The sequence below is a fragment of the Streptomyces sp. NPDC022910 genome, assembly GCF_055561075.1.
Genome location: NZ_JBVHHL010000008.1, coordinates 121,040 through 137,722, shown reverse-complemented (window position 1 = coordinate 137,722; position 16,683 = coordinate 121,040). Strand labels below are relative to the sequence as shown.

16 protein-coding genes and 5 tRNA genes are annotated in these 16,683 nt (G+C 69.9%); 16 read left to right on the top strand and 5 right to left on the bottom strand.

Going from position 1 to position 16,683, the window contains the following annotated elements:
* Positions 1-56: 56 nt before the first annotated feature.
* Both ACZ3TS_RS10805 and ACZ3TS_RS10800 read right to left on the bottom strand, forming a co-directional pair.
* On the bottom strand, positions 57-470 hold the full coding sequence (locus ACZ3TS_RS10805) for a roadblock/LC7 domain-containing protein (RefSeq protein ID WP_103838061.1): 414 nt from the start codon (positions 468-470) through the stop codon (positions 57-59).
* A gap of 9 nt (positions 471-479) precedes the next feature.
* Entirely contained in the window at positions 480-4,178 is a 3,699-nt protein-coding gene (locus ACZ3TS_RS10800) for a sensor histidine kinase (RefSeq protein WP_467615966.1), read from the bottom strand.
* Between the two features lie 600 nt (positions 4,179-4,778).
* Between ACZ3TS_RS10800 and ACZ3TS_RS10795 the strand changes: the two genes are divergently transcribed.
* The 10 genes from ACZ3TS_RS10795 to ACZ3TS_RS10750 all read left to right on the top strand — a co-directional run bounded on the left by ACZ3TS_RS10795 (position 4,779) and on the right by ACZ3TS_RS10750 (position 9,467).
* A complete protein-coding gene (locus ACZ3TS_RS10795) occupies positions 4,779-4,967 on the top strand; it encodes a hypothetical protein (RefSeq protein WP_467615964.1) in 189 nt (62 codons plus the stop codon).
* A gap of 162 nt (positions 4,968-5,129) precedes the next feature.
* Positions 5,130-5,906, top strand: coding sequence for a fumarylacetoacetate hydrolase family protein (locus tag ACZ3TS_RS10790; protein WP_467615962.1), 777 nt, complete (start codon positions 5,130-5,132; stop codon positions 5,904-5,906).
* Entirely contained in the window at positions 5,899-7,374 is a 1,476-nt protein-coding gene (gene gltX / locus ACZ3TS_RS10785; protein WP_467615960.1) for a glutamate--tRNA ligase, read from the top strand. The genes ACZ3TS_RS10790 and gltX overlap by 8 nt, the downstream gene beginning before the upstream one ends.
* A 119-nt stretch (positions 7,375-7,493) precedes the next feature.
* On the top strand, positions 7,494-8,249 hold the full coding sequence (locus tag ACZ3TS_RS10780) for an HAD family hydrolase (protein ID WP_467615959.1): 756 nt from the start codon (positions 7,494-7,496) through the stop codon (positions 8,247-8,249).
* 90 nt (positions 8,250-8,339) lie between these two features.
* Positions 8,340-8,411 (top strand) — tRNA-Gln (locus tag ACZ3TS_RS10775).
* A gap of 39 nt (positions 8,412-8,450) precedes the next feature.
* Positions 8,451-8,523: transfer RNA gene (locus tag ACZ3TS_RS10770), tRNA-Glu, on the top strand.
* An 86-nt stretch (positions 8,524-8,609) separates the two neighbouring features.
* A tRNA-Glu gene (locus ACZ3TS_RS10765) sits at positions 8,610-8,682 on the top strand.
* Between the two features lie 20 nt (positions 8,683-8,702).
* Positions 8,703-8,774 (top strand) — tRNA-Gln (locus ACZ3TS_RS10760).
* Between the two features lie 28 nt (positions 8,775-8,802).
* Positions 8,803-8,875: transfer RNA gene (locus ACZ3TS_RS10755), tRNA-Glu, on the top strand.
* Between the two features lie 124 nt (positions 8,876-8,999).
* On the top strand, positions 9,000-9,467 hold the full coding sequence (locus tag ACZ3TS_RS10750) for a DUF4188 domain-containing protein (protein ID WP_467615957.1): 468 nt from the start codon (positions 9,000-9,002) through the stop codon (positions 9,465-9,467).
* Between the two features lie 61 nt (positions 9,468-9,528).
* Here ACZ3TS_RS10750 and ndgR read toward each other — a convergent pair whose 3' ends face one another.
* A complete protein-coding gene (ndgR, locus tag ACZ3TS_RS10745; RefSeq protein WP_365883002.1) occupies positions 9,529-10,245 on the bottom strand; it encodes an IclR family transcriptional regulator NdgR in 717 nt (238 codons plus the stop codon).
* A gap of 189 nt (positions 10,246-10,434) precedes the next feature.
* Here ndgR and leuC point away from each other — a divergent pair, with 189 nt between their 5' ends.
* From leuC to ACZ3TS_RS10725, 4 genes are all read left to right on the top strand, one after another.
* A complete protein-coding gene (gene leuC / locus ACZ3TS_RS10740; protein ID WP_467615953.1) occupies positions 10,435-11,859 on the top strand; it encodes a 3-isopropylmalate dehydratase large subunit in 1,425 nt (474 codons plus the stop codon).
* 5 nt (positions 11,860-11,864) lie between these two features.
* The gene (gene leuD, locus ACZ3TS_RS10735; RefSeq protein WP_467615951.1) at positions 11,865-12,458 is read left to right on the top strand and encodes a 3-isopropylmalate dehydratase small subunit; all 594 of its coding nucleotides are present in this window, start codon (positions 11,865-11,867) and stop codon (positions 12,456-12,458) included.
* Positions 12,459-12,724: 266 nt separating this feature from the next.
* Complete coding sequence (locus ACZ3TS_RS10730; protein WP_059131728.1) at positions 12,725-12,955, top strand: SCO5555 family protein; 231 nt, start codon at positions 12,725-12,727, stop codon at positions 12,953-12,955.
* Between the two features lie 127 nt (positions 12,956-13,082).
* Entirely contained in the window at positions 13,083-13,709 is a 627-nt protein-coding gene (locus ACZ3TS_RS10725; RefSeq protein ID WP_467615950.1) for an HU family DNA-binding protein, read from the top strand.
* 74 nt (positions 13,710-13,783) lie between these two features.
* On the opposite strand, the gene ACZ3TS_RS10720 is transcribed toward ACZ3TS_RS10725, so the two are convergent.
* Together ACZ3TS_RS10720 and cofC are read right to left on the bottom strand one after the other, a co-directional pair.
* Entirely contained in the window at positions 13,784-13,987 is a 204-nt protein-coding gene (locus tag ACZ3TS_RS10720; RefSeq protein WP_467615947.1) for a hypothetical protein, read from the bottom strand.
* Between the two features lie 52 nt (positions 13,988-14,039).
* Positions 14,040-14,687, bottom strand: a complete 648-nt coding sequence (cofC, locus tag ACZ3TS_RS10715; protein ID WP_467615945.1) for a 2-phospho-L-lactate guanylyltransferase — start codon at positions 14,685-14,687, stop codon at positions 14,040-14,042.
* A 191-nt stretch (positions 14,688-14,878) separates the two neighbouring features.
* Between cofC and ACZ3TS_RS10710 the strand changes: the two genes are divergently transcribed.
* Together ACZ3TS_RS10710 and ACZ3TS_RS10705 are read left to right on the top strand one after the other, a co-directional pair.
* Positions 14,879-15,649 (top strand): lysophospholipid acyltransferase family protein, encoded by a 771-nt coding sequence (locus tag ACZ3TS_RS10710; protein ID WP_467615943.1) that lies wholly within the window; start codon positions 14,879-14,881, stop codon positions 15,647-15,649.
* Positions 15,646-16,656 (top strand): NAD(P)H-dependent glycerol-3-phosphate dehydrogenase, encoded by a 1,011-nt coding sequence (locus ACZ3TS_RS10705; RefSeq protein WP_467615940.1) that lies wholly within the window; start codon positions 15,646-15,648, stop codon positions 16,654-16,656. The genes ACZ3TS_RS10710 and ACZ3TS_RS10705 overlap by 4 nt, the downstream gene beginning before the upstream one ends.
* Positions 16,657-16,683: the final 27 nt, after the last annotated feature.

Below are 16,683 nucleotides of genomic sequence, written 5' to 3'. Positions count from 1 at the left end.
GGGGGGATTGTGGCGGCCGGACGGTGATTTGGTGAGGCGGGTGGTGCCGGGGCCGATCAGTGGAGCAGACTGCCCTGGAGTTCGGCGCGCAGGTCGGGTGTGAGCACCGCACCCGCGCGGTCTACCAGGAGTGCCATCTCGTAGCCGACGAGGCCGATGTCGCACTCGGGGTGGGCGAGCACGGCGAGCGACGAACCGTCCGAGATGGACATGAGGAAGAGAAAGCCGCGTTCCATCTCGACGACCGTCTGCGCCACGGTGCCGCCCTCGAAGATCCGGGAGGCCCCGGCGGTCAGCGAGGTGAGTCCGGAGGCCACGGCCGCGAGTTGGTCCGCGCGGTCGCGCGGGAAGCCTTCCGACAGCGCCAGAAGGAGTCCGTCGGCGGACACGACGACGGTGTGGGACACCCCGGGGGTGTTGTCCACGAAGTTGGTGATCAACCAGTTGAGGTTCTGTGCCGCCTGGCTCATCGGGCTCAACTAACGCTCCTGCTGGTGAGTGGGGCTGGGGAAGCTGCCGGTCTGGCCGGTACCGGCCTGGCGACCCTGGGCGATGCCCCGTCGGAGATTGGTCAGCCGGCCGCGTACTTCATCGGGCGCACGCGAGACCTGCGGACCGGTGTGGTGCTGTTGTTGCTGGGCCGTGCCCGGCACGAGGTTCGCGCGCGGGACCCGGCGCGGCAGGCCGGAAGTGGTGACGCCGCCGGCGGCGGGCTGCCGGACGCGCTCGGCCTGTCGGACGAGGTCGTCGTTCGGCGAGGTGCGCCAGGCCGCGGTGGCGGCCGGACGCGGGGTTGCCGTGGGGGTCTGCTGCTGCGGGGCCATCGGAGAGGAGTCGTTGCTCTGCTGCCGGTCGCCGCCGCGGAACCAGTTGGTCTCGAGCGTGTCGTAGAGCGGTGTACGCCCGTCCCCGGGGCCCGACGCCGGCGGCAGGGCCTCGGGCTCCTGGCGACGCGGAGGCTGCTGGTGCGGATGCTGCGGGGCCGACGGCCGGGAAACCCCGTAGCCGTTGGGGCCGGCCTGCGGCCGCTCGAACTGGCCGGTGGAGGACGGATCCTGGCGGTTTCCGTAGCCGGGGGCGGCGAACTGGCCCGTGCCGGAGGCGTCGTAGCCCTGGGCGGGGAACTGGCCGGTGGGGGCCGGGCCTTGGGCGCGGCCGGGCGCCGGGAACTGGCCCGTCGCACCGCCCGGGTTCGTGCTGCCGAAGACGTCCTGGCGGACGTACTGCCCGCCGTTGTTCGGCATACCCGCCCCGGGACGCGGGGCGTTGAAGTCCGGCCGCGGGAACTCGGAAGTGGAACCCTGGCGCTCGTCGACGCGCGGGAACTCGGAGGTGGAACCGGGTCCCTGGCGGTCGTCGATGCGGGGCATGGGCGAGGTGGAGGACAGGGGGTCCGGCTCCTCGTGGCCGCGCGGGGCGTCCAGCGAGGCGCGCGGAACCGACGGCTGCGCGTTCTCGTCGCTCCAGCTCGGGGTGCGCTGCTGGCTGCCACCGGGCAGCTCGGCTCGCGGACCACCGCGACCGGGCAGCTGCGGACGGCGGCGTCCACCGCGCTCCTTGGGCTGCTTCTGCTGTGGCTGCTGCGGCTGCTGTGGTGCGGTCGCAGCGGCGCCGTCGCCGAAGCCGGCCGGTCGCATGCCGGAGCCGCCGTCACCGAATCCGCCCTGGTGGGCTCCCGAGTCCTGGAAGGCCTGGGCCCCCTGCAGTCCGTGCGGGTCGCCCTGTCCGAAGGCGCCGGCACCCGCGCCCGCCGGGGCCGGCCGGCCCTGCTGCGGAGAGGCCGGGCCCTGCGGTCCGCCCGGGCGTCCGCCGGGAATGCTGCCGGGCAGCGCGGCGCGCGGGGCCTGTCCGGCGCCCACCTGTCCGCGCTGCGGTGCGGCGCCGAGTCCCGGGCCGCCGGGCGTGCCCGTACCGAAGGAGGATCCGCTCTGCTGGGCCTGGCGACGGGCCGCGGCCGCACCGGCGGCGGCCTGCGCGGCGGCGGGGCCACCGGGCTGCTGGGCGCCCTGGCCCGGCTTGCCCGGAGCGGGCTTCTTGCCGCCCTGGGCGACGTCGACGGGGAGCATGACCAGTGCGGTCGTACCACCGGAGTCGGACGGGCGGAGCTGGATGCGGATGCCGTGGCGCTGCGAGAGGCGGCCGACCACGAAGAGGCCCATGCGGCGGGACACGGAGACGTCCACCGTGGGCGGCGAGGCGAGCCGCTCGTTGATCTGGGCGAGGTCCTCGGGGGACAGACCGATTCCCGTGTCGTGGATCTCGATCAGCACGCGGCCGTCGGGCAGCGCGTGACCGGTGACCTTGACCTTGGTCTGCGGCGAGGAGAAGGAGGTGGCGTTCTCCAGCAGCTCGGCGAGCAGGTGCACGAGGTCGTTGACGACGCGGCCTGCGACCTCGGTGGCCGGGACGGCGGCCAGCTCGATGCGCTCGTACTGCTCCACCTCGGACGCGGCGGCCCGGAGGACGTCGACCAGCGGGACCGGGCGGGTCCAGCGACGGCCGGGCTCCTCACCGGCGAGGACGAGGAGGTTCTCACCGTTACGGCGCATACGCGTCGCGAGGTGGTCGAGCTTGAACAGCGAGGACAGCTGGTCCGGATCCGCCTCGCGGGACTCCAGTTCGGAGATCAGCGACAGCTGGCGCTGGATCAGGCCCTGGGAGCGGCGCGAGAGGTTGGTGAACATCGCGTTGACGTTGCCCCGCAGCAGGGCCTGCTCGGCGGCGAGGCGGACCGCCTCGCGGTGCACGTCGTCGAAGGCCGCGGCCACCTGGCCGATCTCGTCCCGGGAGTGCACACCGACCGATTCCACGGACGTGTCGACGTCCTGCGGGTCGGACTCGGAGAGCTGCTTGACCAGCTCGGGCAGACGGTCCTGGGCGACCTTGGTCGCGGTCTCCTGCAGGCGGCGCAGCGAGCGGATCATGGACCGGGCCACGACGAAGGCGCCGACGAGGGAGACGCCGAGGACGAGGAGGATCAGCGCACCGGAGATGATCGCCTCGCGCTCCGAGGCGCTCTTCAGCTCGCGGGCCTTCTGCTCCATCTGCTCGAGGAGCGTGCCCTCGATCTTGCTCATCTGCTCGATCTTTGCCGAGTCGTCGTCGACCCAGTCTTTGTACGAGCGCTTGTCCTGGTTCTTCATGCCGGACGAGCTCTTGAGGACACGACTGGCGTAGGTGTCGGCGGCCTCGATCGTCGGGCTGCCCTGGTCGATCGGCTTCGTCAGGTTCTCGGCGCCGTCGCCGTAGATGCTGCGGAAGCTGTCGAGCTCGGAGTCCTGGCTCTCCAGCGCCGAGAGGGCGTACTGGCGGTCGTTCTCGGAGAGGTTGCCGAACGCGTTTTTGTTGGTCACCGGCAGGGCCGCGGCGATGACCGCGCGCTGCACGGACGCGTACTCCTTGGCGGTGGAGAAGGCCGCCAGGGCGCGGGTGCGCTGGATCATCTCCGGGTTGCTGGTCGCCTCCGCCATGTCCTGGGAGAGGCTGAGCAGCTGGGTGATCAGGCGGTGGTACGCCTCGACGGTCTGCGTGGAGTTCTTGGGGTCCTTGAAGGCGGCGGCCCGGATGGAGCTGAGGTTGTTCAGCTCGCTCGCGATACCGACGACACTGTCACGGACACCGGAGAGCCGGCCGCTGTCGGAGGCGTCGCCGATCTCCTGGGTGCCCTCCAGGAAGGAGGAGCGGGCGCGGTTCGTCTTGTCGCGGACACCCTTGACCGTGAAGTCGTCGCTCGCCGACGCGCCGTGGGCGAGCGGGCCGGCGGACTGGTCGCGCTCCTCCTGGAGCGCCTCGGCCAGTTGCGTCGCCTGCTTGGTCATGTCGGTCAGCAGCTTCATGTTGTCGAGCTGCTGGATCTGGTCCATGTTGTCGCTGATGCGCAGGGCACCGAGCGACGTGGCCGCGACCACGGGGAGCGCCAGCAGCGACACCAGACGCGTGGAGATGCGCCAGTTGCGCAGGGCGATGCGCGAGCCCGCGTCGATCGGGGGAGTGGTCTTGGGTGGGGCGGGCGGTATGGGGGCCGCGGCCGCGCCGGTACGCCCAGATCGCTCGGGGCCGCCGCCGGACGGTGCCGGTCCCGGGTTCTGGGCGTGCTGGGGCGCGGAACCACGGTCGGTCCCGCCGTGCGGCTCCGGCTCCGCCGAAGCGCTGCCATCCCTCTTGAAACGTCCCTGCACTAGCGTCGCAACCTCTGGACCAGGCGCCCCTCCGCGCGAGCGGCGGGACGGTGTCGGCGTTGTGAGAGGCGCCCTGAATACGCCCCCCTGGTGGTCGTGAGTGACCGGCGCTGGCTCCCCCTTCCCGCCGCTGCTCGGCGCTGCGTTGCGCCCCTGCGCGCCGGTGCGATCCCGCGGCGGTCCGTGGAATTCCAGCACAGTGCCGGATCTCCAACAAGGCCAACGGGCGAGCCGGTGACCACCGTGACACCTTGTGAGGGAAGCGTCACGAGGCGTAGAAAATTATCCAGTACATAACGGACCTAAGCCCGCGAACCACTGATTCGCGCAGGGTGTCCCAGTCGCCATGATCAGGAGCGGAATGAGGGCTTCAATGAAGCAATGTCCGATTCGCCAGGGTGCAGGCCCGATGGGAATTGCCCCTTTTGGTGGCCGCTCAGTGAGCAAACTCACATGAGGATCATGCCCTCTTCGTGGCTTCCGGAGGGAATTGCATGTTTAGCCTGGCGCTTTACAGGGATGGCGAATCCGACAACCCGCGCCCCGGCGACGGTCCTTGAGGCCCGCCCGGCGCCCACAACGACAAGGTCGACTACAACAGTGAAGACCACGATGATGTTCCGCACCATAGCCAACCCGCAGCGCACGACGCTGGCGCACCTCGCCGACGCCGACGAACTGCAGGCCCCGGCGACGCCGGAACACTCCGTCGACCTTCCCACCCAGACCGCCAATCCCAAGCGCACCGTTCTCATGGAGGTCCCGGCCCAGGCCTCCGCCGCGGAGTAGTACGCGTCGCGGGCGCCGCTCGCTCAACGCGAGTCCGCAGGAAGAGAGCGTGATTGCGTACACCCCGGTGGCTCCCGCCGTAAAGCGTGAGGTGCCCGCCCCCTGCCGCGTTAGCCTGGAGCGTCAGACTCCAGCCAGCTCAGTGAGGGGCGCAAGGATCCCGTGCGCATCGCCAGATTCTCCATCGACGGGAACGTCGCCTTCGGCGCGGTCGAGGGCGACAGGCCGGACGAACTCGTCCTCGACATCATCAAGGGCATCCCGTTCGCGGACTTCGAGCTCTCCGGTACGAAGGTGCCGCTGAGCAAGGTCAGGCTGCTGCCGCCGGTGCTCCCCAACAAGGTCGTGGCCTTCGGTCGCAACTACGCGGAGCACGCCAGGGAGCTGGGCAACGAGGTGCCCGAGGCTCCCTTCGCCTTCTTCAAGCCGTCCACCTCGGTGATCGGCCCCGGCGACGAGATCGCGTACCCCTCCTTCTCCCAGGAACTGCACCACGAGGCGGAGCTGGCCGTGGTGATCGGCCGCCTGTGCCGAGAGGTCCCGCGCGAGCGCGTCAAGGACGTGATCCTCGGCTACACGTGCGCCAACGACGTGACCGCCCGCGACGTCCAGCGGCGCGAGAAGCAATGGGCCCGGGCCAAGGGCTTCGACACCTCCTGCCCCCTCGGCCCCTGGGTGGAGACCGACCTCGATCCGAGCGACCTCACCATCCAGCTCACGGTCAACGGGCAGCAGCGCCAGCTCGGCCGGACGAGCGAGATGATCCACTCGATCGAGGATCTGATCGTGAACATCTCCGAGGCCATGACGCTGCTCCCCGGCGACGTGATCCTCACGGGCACCCCCGCCGGGGTCGGCCCCCTCAACGTCGGCGACGAGGTCGCCGTCACCATCGAAGGCATCGGCACTCTCACCAACAAGGTGATCAAGCGTGGCTAACGGATCCGTCCGCGTACGTTTCTGTCCCTCCCCGACCGGCAACCCCCACGTGGGCCTGGTCCGCACCGCCCTGTTCAACTGGGCGTTCGCCCGTCACACCGGCGGTACGTTCGTCTTCCGCATCGAAGACACGGACGTGGCCCGCGACTCGGAGGAGTCGTACGTCCAGCTTCTGGACTCGCTGCGCTGGCTGGGCTTCGACTGGGACGAGGGACCCGAGGTCGGCGGCCCCCACGTGCCGTACCGCCAGTCGCAGCGGATGGACATCTACAAGGACGTCGCACAGAAGCTCCTGGACGGCGGGTACGCCTACCACTGCTACTGCACGACGGAGGAGCTGGACGCCCGACGTGACGCCGCCCGTGCCGCCGGGAAGCCGTCCGGGTACGACGGGCACTGCCGCGATCTGACCGCCGAGCAGGTGGCGGCGTACGAGAACGAGGGCCGCACGCCCATCGTCCGCTTCCGGATGCCCGACGAGACGATCACCTTCACGGACCTGGTCCGCGGCGAGCTGACCTTCACGCCGGAGAACGTGCCCGACTACGGCATCGTGCGGGCCAACGGGGCGCCCCTGTACACGCTGGTGAACCCGGTCGACGACGCCCTGATGGAGATCACCCACGTCCTGCGCGGCGAGGACCTGCTCTCCTCCACGCCGCGCCAGATCGCCCTCTACAAGGCGTTGACCGAGCTGGGCATCGCGAAGTCGGTGCCGGCATTCGGTCACCTGCCGTACGTGATGGGCGAGGGCAACAAGAAGCTGTCGAAGCGCGACCCGCAGTCGTCGCTGAACCTGTACCGCGAGCGCGGCTTCCTGCCGGAGGGCCTGCTCAACTACCTTTCCCTGCTGGGCTGGTCGCTCGCCCCGGACCGCGACATCTTCTCGATCGACGAGATGGTCGCCGCCTTCGAGATCGCGGACGTGAACCCCAACCCGGCCCGCTTCGACCTGAAGAAGGCGGAGTCGATCAACGCCGACCACATTCGTCTCCTGGATGTGAAGGACTTCGCGGAGCGTTGCCGGCCGTGGCTGAAGGCCCCGTTCGCGCCTTGGGCGCCCGAGGACTTCGACGAGGCGAAGTGGCAGGCGATCGCGCCGCACGCGCAGACCCGTCTCAAGGTCCTGTCGGAGATCACGGAGAACGTCGACTTCCTGTTCCTGCCGGAGCCGGTGTTCGACGAGGCGTCCTGGACGAAGGCGATGAAGGAGGGTTCGGCCGAGCTGCTGAGCACGGCGCGCGCCAAGCTCTTCCAGGCGGACTGGACCAGCGCGGAGTCTCTCAAGGACGCCGTCCTCGCGGCCGGTGAGGAGCACGGCCTCAAGCTCGGCAAGGCCCAGGCCCCGGTCCGCGTCGCTGTCACCGGCCGCACGGTCGGCCTCCCGCTCTTCGAGTCCCTCGAGGTCCTGGGCAAGGAGAAGACGATCGCGCGCATCGACGCGGCGCTGGCGAAGCTGGCGGCCTGACACGCCCGACGGCAAGGGGCGGCACCCGAACGGGTGCCGCCCCTCGGGCGTTCTGCGGCGGGGCGCCGGGCCGCGGCAACGGAGGGACACGGTCACTGGCCCCGGGATACCGTCGGACCATGAGCATCAGCGCCGTGGTCTGGGACGTCGACGACACCATTTTCGACTACACCACCGCGGATCGAGCCGGTATGCGGGGGCATCTGACCGCCGAGGGTCTGCTCGGCGGGTTCAGGACCGTGGAGCAGGCTCTCGTCCGGTGGCGGGAGATCACCGACGGGCAGTGGGCGCGATACGCGGCGGGGGAGACCACCTTCGAGGGACAGCGCCGGGACCGGGTGAGGGTCTTCCTGGGCGTGGAGCTGACCGACGACGAGGCCGACGCCTGGTTCCAGCGCTACCTGGGCCACTACGAGGCCGCCTGGGCTCTCTTCCCGGACGTCCTGCCCGCCCTGGACGCCCTCGCCGTCAGCCACCGGCACGCGGTGCTGTCCAACTCCAGCGTGCACGTCCAGGAGCACAAGCTCCGCTCGCTCGGCGTCCGCGACCGCTTCGAGGCCGTTCTGTGCGCCGCCGAACTGGGCGTGTCGAAACCGGACGCCCGGGCCTTCCGCGCGGCCTGTGACGCCCTGGGGCTCGCGCCGCACCACGTCGCATACGTCGGCGACCACCCGGAGATCGACGGCCGCGGCGCGGCCGAGGCCGGGCTGCTGTCCGTGTGGATCGACCGTGCCGGCGTGAGCGCCGTCACGGAGGAGTGCCCCCCGCCGCGGGCGGAAAGGACCGCCGGCCTGCACCGGATCGCCTCCCTCGCCGAACTCCCGGCCGTCCTCGGCGCGGATACCCGTTTTGGAGCGCCGTCCACCTTCGGGTAATGTTCTTCCTGCGCCGCCGGGGAGCGGGCCGAAAGGCCGGAACCGGAGGCGCAAGCTAGAACAAAATCCCCACAGGGGCTTGTGTTCCAGTGGCCTATGGTGTAATTGGCAGCACGACTGATTCTGGTTCAGTTAGTCTTGGTTCGAGTCCAGGTAGGCCAGCTCGCAGAGCTCATCTGCACCTGCGGATCTCATCCGCAAGCCCCCGTTGTGTAGCGGCCTAGCACGCTGCCCTCTCAAGGCAGTAGCGCCGGTTCGAATCCGGTCGGGGGTACAGATCCTTCCCGCGAGGACAGCTGGGTCGCTCCCGCTGTCGTCACGTGGACAACACCCGGCTACGGCCGGGTGAGGATCGCCAGGGCCCCCGTTGTGTAGCGGCCTAGCACGCCGCCCTCTCAAGGCGGTAGCGCCGGTTCGAATCCGGTCGGGGGTACGGACTGGTCTAAACCACATTGGTCTATGGTGTAATTGGCAGCACGACTGATTCTGGTTCAGTTAGTCTTGGTTCGAGTCCAGGTAGACCAGCTCGGATCTGCGGAAACGTAAGATCCTCGCCCCCGTTGTGTAGCGGCCTAGCACGCCGCCCTCTCAAGGCGGTAGCGCCGGTTCGAATCCGGTCGGGGGTACGAGACGAAGGCTCTTCGCTTCAGCGAAGGGCCTTCGCTGCGTCCGGGGCCTACTCGAAGCCGTAGCGCCGCGCCGACTCCTCCTGTCGTCGCCGGCCGCACCACCGCGGCTGCCGAAGGGGACGTGGTGGTCCTGCTGATCGGTATGCGCATCAACCACTTCTGGGCGGTGCACCAGTGGCTTCCGGTCATGCTGTCGATGTTCCGCATGCTGGGGGAGCTTGCGCGGGACGGTGACCGGGGGCTGCTGGGGCGGGTGCTGCTGACGGCCTCGCCGCGCACGTACTACGTCGTCCAGTACTGGGAGTCCAAGGAGAAGCTCTACGCGTACGCCTCGGCGCCCGACATGTTCCACCACAGGGCGTGGGCGATCGTCAACCGCAAGGAGAAGGCGGCGAAGACGCGGCAGCACGTGGGGATCTGGCACGAGACCTACGTGGTGTCCGAGGGCTCGTACGAGTCGATCTACGGGGACATGCCGCCCTTCGGTCTCGCCGCCGCGCACGGGTTGCTGCCGCTGGAGAAGCGGGGGTGGCGGGCGAAGGACCGGTTCGCGTACCGGTCGGAGAAGAACACGAACAGGGAGGCATGAGAGCGGGGGAGGGCCTGCCGCGGCGTTGGGGCCGCCCCCTTCCCGGTGACGTACCGGCCGCTCAGCCGGAGCGGCGCAGGGCCTCGGAGAGGCGGGTGGCCGCGTCGATGACCGCCTGGGCGTGCATACGACCAGGGTGGCGCGTCAGACGCTCGATGGGACCGGAGACGGACACCGCGGCCACCACGCGGTTGGAGGGGCCGCGCACCGGCGCGGAGACGGACGCCACGCCCGGCTCGCGCTCCCCGATCGACTGGGCCCAGCCGCGGCGTCGCACGCCTGACAGGGCCGTCGCCGTGAAGCGGGCGCCCTGCAGACCGCGGTGCAGCCGCTCGGGTTCCTCCCAGGCCATCAGGATCTGCGCCGACGAGCCGGCCTTCATCGTGAGCGTGGAGCCGACCGGGACCGTGTCCCGAAGACCGGACAGGCGCTCCGCGGCGGCGACGCAGATGCGCATGTCTCCCTGCCGGCGGTAGAGCTGGGCGCTCTCGCCCGTGACATCGCGGAGGTGGGTCAGCACCGGCCCAGCCGTCGCCAGCAGGCGGTCCTCGCCCGCCGCCGCTGCCAGCTCGGCCAGCCGGGGACCGAGGATGAAACGGCCCTGCATGTCACGTGCCACCATGCGGTGGTGTTCCAGTGCCACGGCCAGGCGGTGGGCCGTGGGTCGTGCCAGTCCGGTGGCACCGACCAGACCCGCGAGGGTGGCCGGACCGGACTCCAGAGCGCTCAGGACGAGTGCCGCCTTGTCCAGAACGCCGACGCCGCTACTGTTGTCCATGCAACGATACTCACGTCTCACTCTGTGAAACGCAAGTTCAATTTTCGGTGGAACCCGCCACCCTGGAAGTCACAGCGGCCCGCAGACCAACGGGCCCGGAGGCACACGCTCGGGAACCAGGGGTACGGGCGCTGCCACCCCAAGATCTCTAGTTGGGTCGGTGCACCTTTGCCGGCCGGAGGGAAAGCGATGGGTAGGACACTCGCGGAGAAGGTCTGGGACGACCACGTCGTCCGGCGCGCCGAGGGCGAGCCCGACCTCCTCTACATCGATCTGCACCTGCTGCACGAGGTGACCAGCCCGCAGGCCTTCGACGGCCTGCGCAAGAGCGGCCGCCAGGTGCGACGGCTCGACCTCACCATCGCGACCGAGGACCACAACACCCCCACCCTCGACATCGACAAGCCCATCGCGGACCCGGTCTCCCGGGCCCAGCTGGAGACGCTGCGCAAGAACTGCGCCGAGTTCGGCGTGCGCCTGCACCCGCTGGGCGACGTCGAGCAGGGCGTCGTGCACGTCGTCGGCCCGCAGCTGGGACTGACCCAGCCGGGCACCACCGTCGTCTGCGGCGACTCGCACACCTCCACGCACGGCGCCTTCGGCGCGCTGGCGTTCGGCATCGGCACCTCCCAGGTCGAGCACGTGCTGGCCACCCAGACGCTTCCGCTGGCCCGCCCGAAGACCATGGCCATCACGGTCGACGGCGAGCTGCCCGAGGGTGTCACCGCCAAGGACCTGATCCTGGCGATCATCGCCAGGATCGGTACCGGCGGTGGTCAGGGCTACATCCTCGAGTACCGCGGCCCGGCCATCGAGAAGCTCTCGATGGAGGCCCGGATGACCATCTGCAACATGTCGATCGAGGCCGGCGCCCGCGCGGGCATGATCGCCCCCGACGTGACCACCTTCGAGTACCTCAAGGGCCGGCCGCACGCGCCCGAGGGCGCCGACTGGGACGCCGCGGTGGAGTACTGGAAGACCCTGAGGACCGACGACGACGCGGAATTCGACGCCGAGGTCCACATCGACGCCGCCGCGCTCTCGCCGTTCGTCACCTGGGGCACCAACCCGGGCCAGGGTGCACCGCTTTCGGCGTCCGTCCCCGACCCTGCTTCGTACGAGGACGCTTCGGAGCGCCTCGCCGCCGAAAAGGCCCTGGAATACATGGGGTTGGAGGCCGGACAGCCGCTGCGCTCCATCAAGGTGGACACCGTCTTCGTAGGCTCCTGCACCAACGGCCGCATCGAGGACCTGCGCGCCGCCGCCGCGATCCTCCAGGAACGCAAAGTCGCCGACGGTGTACGGATGCTGGTCGTCCCGGGCTCCGCGCGCGTGGGCCTGCTGGCCGTATCCGAGGGCCTGGACGTGGTCTTCAAGGAGGCCGGCGCCGAATGGCGGCACGCGGGCTGCTCGATGTGCCTCGGCATGAACCCGGACCAGCTGGCCCCGGGCGAGCGCTCCGCGTCCACCTCCAACCGGAACTTCGAGGGCAGGCAGGGCAAGGGCGGCCGTACGCACCTGGTCTCGCCGCAGGTCGCCGCCGCCACCGCGGTCCTCGGCCACCTGGCCTCGCCGGCCGACCTGTCCGACGTCACCGTGCCCGCTGGAGTCTGAGAGTCATGGAAGCATTCACCACGCACACCGGCCGGGCCGTCCCGCTGCGCCGCAGCAACGTCGACACCGACCAGATCATCCCCGCCCACTGGCTCAAGAAGGTGACCCGGGACGGGTTCGAGGACGGGCTGTTCGAGGCCTGGCGCAAGGACCCGGAGTTCGTGCTCAACCGCCCCGAGCGGCAGGGCGCCACCGTGCTGGTCGCCGGCCCCGACTTCGGCACCGGCTCCTCCCGTGAGCACGCCGTCTGGGCGCTGCAGAACTACGGCTTCAAGGCCGTGATCTCCTCCCGCTTCGCCGACATCTTCCGCGGCAACTCGCTCAAGAACGGCCTTCTCACGGTCGTCCTGGAGCAGAAGGTCGTGGACGCCCTGTGGGAGCTCACGGAGAAGGACCCCACGGCTGAGGTCACTGTTGACCTTGAGGCGCGTGAGGTGCGCGCCGAGGGCATCACCGCCGCCTTCGAGCTGGACGAGAACTCCCGCTGGCGGCTGCTGAACGGCCTCGACGACATCTCGATCACACTCCGGAACGAGGCCGACATCGCCACGTACGAGGCGGGGCGCCCCTCGTACAAGCCGCAGACCCTTCAGGTCTGACCCCCGGCCCCCGCAAGGGCTGGTTTCGGCCACCGCAACACCTCGCTGTACCCCCAATCGTGGACGGTTGGGGGTACAGCCGTTTCTGCCCTGGAACAGCTCCGGCGCGCCGCTTCGAAGGGCATCAACTCGCCCAGTTACAAAGGTCATTGCCGGGGAAGGCGGATCCCGGCGCCGCGATGCGCCGTGCTGCCCGGGCGGCCTGGGGGAGGCGGCAGTTGCCCCCAGCGCGGGCGACAACTCGCCCCAGATGGCACAATCTGTGCATGGACAACGACGGCCAACTCGAGCTCTATACGGCGGTCGCGGCCCAACTCAAGGAAGCACACGCAAGGGTGCGCACACTGCAAGTCCCGGAGGGCGTACGGATGGCGCTGACCCGGAAGCTGCTGGTCATTACGGCCGCGGCCAAGCACGATCCCGCCGAAGCGACCAGGCGTCTCGAGCGGTTCATGACCGACCTCGACGAGGATCGAATCCCCGAAGAGGAGCTCTGAGGCGGCCGAGTCCGTTGCGGCACGAGGGTGATAAGCCCGTTTCGTGTTTGATTTGCGGTATATATCTGCCTAACGTGCGAAAAAGCTTGAACACTTTCGTTCTGGCGATGTCTCCGAAGGGGAAGACGTGAACAAGGCGCAGCTCGTAGAAGCGATTGCCGACAAGATGGGCGGTCGCCAGCAGGCCGCCGATGCTGTCGACGCGGTCCTGGACGCCATCGTCCGCGCGGTCGTCGGAGGCGACCGGGTCTCGGTCACCGGTTTCGGTTCGTTCGAGAAGGTCGAGCGTCCGGCCCGTTACGCCCGCAACCCGCAGACGGGCGAGCGGGTTCGGGTCAGGAAGACCTCTGTGCCGCGCTTCCGCGCGGGCCAGGGCTTCAAGGACCTGGTCAGCGGGACGAAGAAGCTCCCGCGCGGCGGTGAGGTCGCCGTCAAGAAGGCGCCCAAGGGCAGCCTCCAGGTCGGCGCCGCCGCCACGGTCAAGAAGGCCGCGGCGAAGAAGGTCACCGCCAAGAAGGCGGCCCCCGCGAAGAAGGCCGCCGCCAAGAAGGCAGCCCCCGCGAAGAAGGTCACTGCGAAGAAGACCACGGCGAAGAAGGCGGCGGCGAAGAAGACCACCGCGGCCGCCAAGAAGACCACTGCGAAGAAGACCACCAAGAAGGCGGCGGCCAAGAAGGCCCCGGCGAAGAAGGCCCCGGCCAAGAAGTCGACGGGACGCAAGACCACTGCCAAGAAGACCACCGCCCGCAGCTGACCGGGGCGTACGGGCACTCACGCGCCGGGCCGGGCTCCCAGGGGGAGCCCGGCCCGCGGTCTGTCCGGGGGTGCTCAGAACGTGTGCAGGGTCACCAGCGTGATGCGCCGGGCCTCGCCCTCACCCTCCGTCTCGATCCGCACCCGCTGGCCCGGGCGCAGCAGCCTGAGCCCGCCCGCGTCGAATGCCTGCGCGTCGAAGGGGACGGGGGTGCCGTCGTCGAGCAGCACCTGACCGGTGTGCGTCACGGGGTCGTAGGTGTACGCGGTCGCCTGCATGACGGCAGCCTATCGAGCGCGTCTGTCCGGGCCGCGCCGAGACCTTGCCGTCTCATCCGCCGTGCTGCCCGGGGATGAGCAGCCGTGCCGCCGCCGCTGCCGTACGCGGCCCCACTCCGAGCGCCAGCGCCGCGCGCAGGTCGTCGCCGGTGTCCACGTCCTGGCGCACGGAGTCCACCGCGTCCAGAGCCAGTTCCACGGCGCCCGAGGCCCGGTGCCGCACCCGCGAATCGGTACCGAATGCGGGCAGCAATTCCCGGCCCGGCGTCGCGGCCAGCAGCGTCGTACCTATTCCGGCGGCGTCGGGCAGAAAAGCGCGGGGGAATTCGGCGGCGGCATCGAGCACCCGGGCCAATTCGAGGGCACGCAGGGCGGGAAGATCGGCGTTGAGCGCTGCCACGGCACCTGCGGGGTGCAGCCCTCGTACGAACGCCGCCGCGTGCGCGAGCGCGGCGTTCAGACCGCCCGCCGGCTCGTCCCGGACGATCCGGGCGCCCAGGGCCGCCAGCTCGCGCCCGGCGAGCGGGTCGTCCGTGACGACCGCCACATCACGCACCGCCGCACACGCGAGCGTCGCGGCCACGGTGTCCTGCGCGAAGGCGAGAGCGAGCCCCGGACGCAGTCCGTCCGTCGCGGCGTCCGAGAGCCTGGTCTTGGCTCGCGCCAGGGCTTTCAGGGGTACGACCACAGTCCACTGCACGAGCGCTCCGTCCCTGTCTTGGCGCGTCCATTGTCACCCCGTTCCGCAGGTGATGCCCTACAGCCCCACTGGTGGGCGACGCGGCGGGGCGTACCGTGTTCTCGACAGACGGGCGGCCTGAGGCGACACTTGTGCGGCCCACAGCCCCCAGTGCCAGGCTCCGTGCCGGGTCCTTAGAGGAAGGTGTCCGCGTGCCCCGCCGCAGAATCGGCTTCTGGTACCGCCTCGCAGCGGTCCTCGGCAAACCGCCGCTGTTGGTTCTGCTCAAGCGGGACTGGCGCGGAATGGAGAACATTCCGGCTGACGGCGGATTTATCACCGTGGTGAACCACAATTCGCATGTGGACCCGTTCGCCTACGGGCACTTTCAGTACAACACCGGGCGCGTTCCTCGTTTCCTCGCGAAGAGCGGCCTTTTCAAGAAGGGATTCGTCGGCGCCGTCATGCGCGGCACCGGGCAGATCCCCGTCTACCGGGAGAGCACGGACGCGCTCAGTGCCTTCCGGGCCGCCATCGACGCCGTGGAGCGCGGCGAGTGCGTCGCCTTCTACCCCGAGGGCACCCTCACCCGCGACCCGGGCGGCTGGCCGATGACCGGCAAGACCGGTGCGGCCCGCGTCGCCCTGCAGACCAAGTGCCCGGTGATCCCCGTCGCCCAGTGGGGCGCCAACGAACTGCTGCCGCCGTACGCCAAGAAGCCCAACCTCCGTCCGCGCAAGACGCACCACGTGCTCGCGGGCCCCCCGGTGGACCTCACACGCTTCTACGACAAGGAGATGTCCCCCGAGCTGCTGAAGGAGGCGACGGAGGTCATCATGGCCGCCATCACCCGCCGGCTGGAGGAGATCCGCGGCGAGAGGGCGCCGGAGAAGCCGTACGACCCGCGTGAGGTGCGCATCGAGCAGCGCCGCCGGAGTGCCGCACAGGAGAAGGCACGGGAGAAGGAGGGGCAGGGCCAGTGAGCAAGCCGGTCAAGGCGGCCGTGTTCGGAACGGGATCGTGGGGGACCGCCTTCGGCATGGTGCTCGCCGACGCCGGGTGCGACGTCACCCTGTGGGCGCGCCGCGCCGAACTCGTCGAGGCGGTCAACTCGACCCGTACGAACCCGGACTACCTGCCGGGCGTCGAACTCCCCGAGAACCTGCGGGCCACCACGGACCCCGCCGAGGCGGCGCGAGACGCCGACTTCACGATACTCGCGGTCCCGTCGCAGACGCTGCGCGGGAACCTCGCCGAATGGACGCCCCTGCTCGCGCGCGGCACGGTCCTCGTCTCCCTGATGAAGGGCGTGGAACTCGGCTCCGCCATGCGGATGAGCGAAGTCGTCGAGGACGTCGCCAAGGTCGCCCCGGAACGCGTCGCCGTGGTCACCGGACCCAATCTGGCCCGGGAGATCGCCGCCCGCATGCCGGCCGCCGCCGTGGTCGCCTGCACCGACGAGGCCGTCGCGCAGCGGCTGCAGTCCGTCTGCCACACGCCGTACTTCCGGCCGTACACGAACACCGACGTCGTCGGTTGTGAACTCGGCGGTGCGGTCAAGAACGTCATCGGGCTGGCGGTCGGCATCGCGGACGGCATGGGCCTCGGCGACAACGCCAAGGGCTCGCTCATCACGCGCGGCCTCGCCGAGACCACCCGGCTCGGACTGGTCATGGGCGCCGACCCGCTGACCTTCTCGGGACTCGCGGGTCTCGGTGACCTGGTGGCCACCTGTTCCTCGCCGCTGTCGCGCAACCACACCTTCGGCACCAACCTCGGCAAGGGCATGACGCTGGAGGAGACCATCGCGGTGACCCGGCAGACCGCCGAGGGCGTCAAGTCCTGTGAGTCGGTGCTGGATCTGGCCCGCCGGCACGGCGTCGACATGCCGATCACGGAGACGGTCGTCGGCATCGTCCACGAGAGCAAGTCGCCGGTGGTCGCGCTCAAGGAGCTGATGTCGCGCAGCGCAAAGCCCGAACGACGCTGAGCGACGCCCTCGTTTGGCAGCGCCGTC

Excerpts from the sequence above, each read along its gene's own strand:
- ACZ3TS_RS10720 (WP_467615947.1), bottom strand. The coding sequence starts at position 13,987 with ATGCAGGCGACCGCGTACACCTACGACCCCGTGACGCACACCGGTCAG.
- ACZ3TS_RS10730 (WP_059131728.1), top strand. The coding sequence starts at position 12,725 with ATGGACAACGACGGCCAACTCGAGCTCTATACGGCGGTCGCGGCCCAA.
- leuC (WP_467615953.1), top strand. The coding sequence starts at position 10,435 with ATGGGTAGGACACTCGCGGAGAAGGTCTGGGACGACCACGTCGTCCGG.
- ACZ3TS_RS10805 (WP_103838061.1), bottom strand. The coding sequence starts at position 470 with ATGAGCCAGGCGGCACAGAACCTCAACTGGTTGATCACCAACTTCGTG.
- ACZ3TS_RS10780 (WP_467615959.1), top strand. The coding sequence starts at position 7,494 with ATGAGCATCAGCGCCGTGGTCTGGGACGTCGACGACACCATTTTCGAC.
- leuD (WP_467615951.1), top strand. The coding sequence starts at position 11,865 with ATGGAAGCATTCACCACGCACACCGGCCGGGCCGTCCCGCTGCGCCGC.
- ndgR (WP_365883002.1), bottom strand. The coding sequence starts at position 10,245 with ATGGACAACAGTAGCGGCGTCGGCGTTCTGGACAAGGCGGCACTCGTC.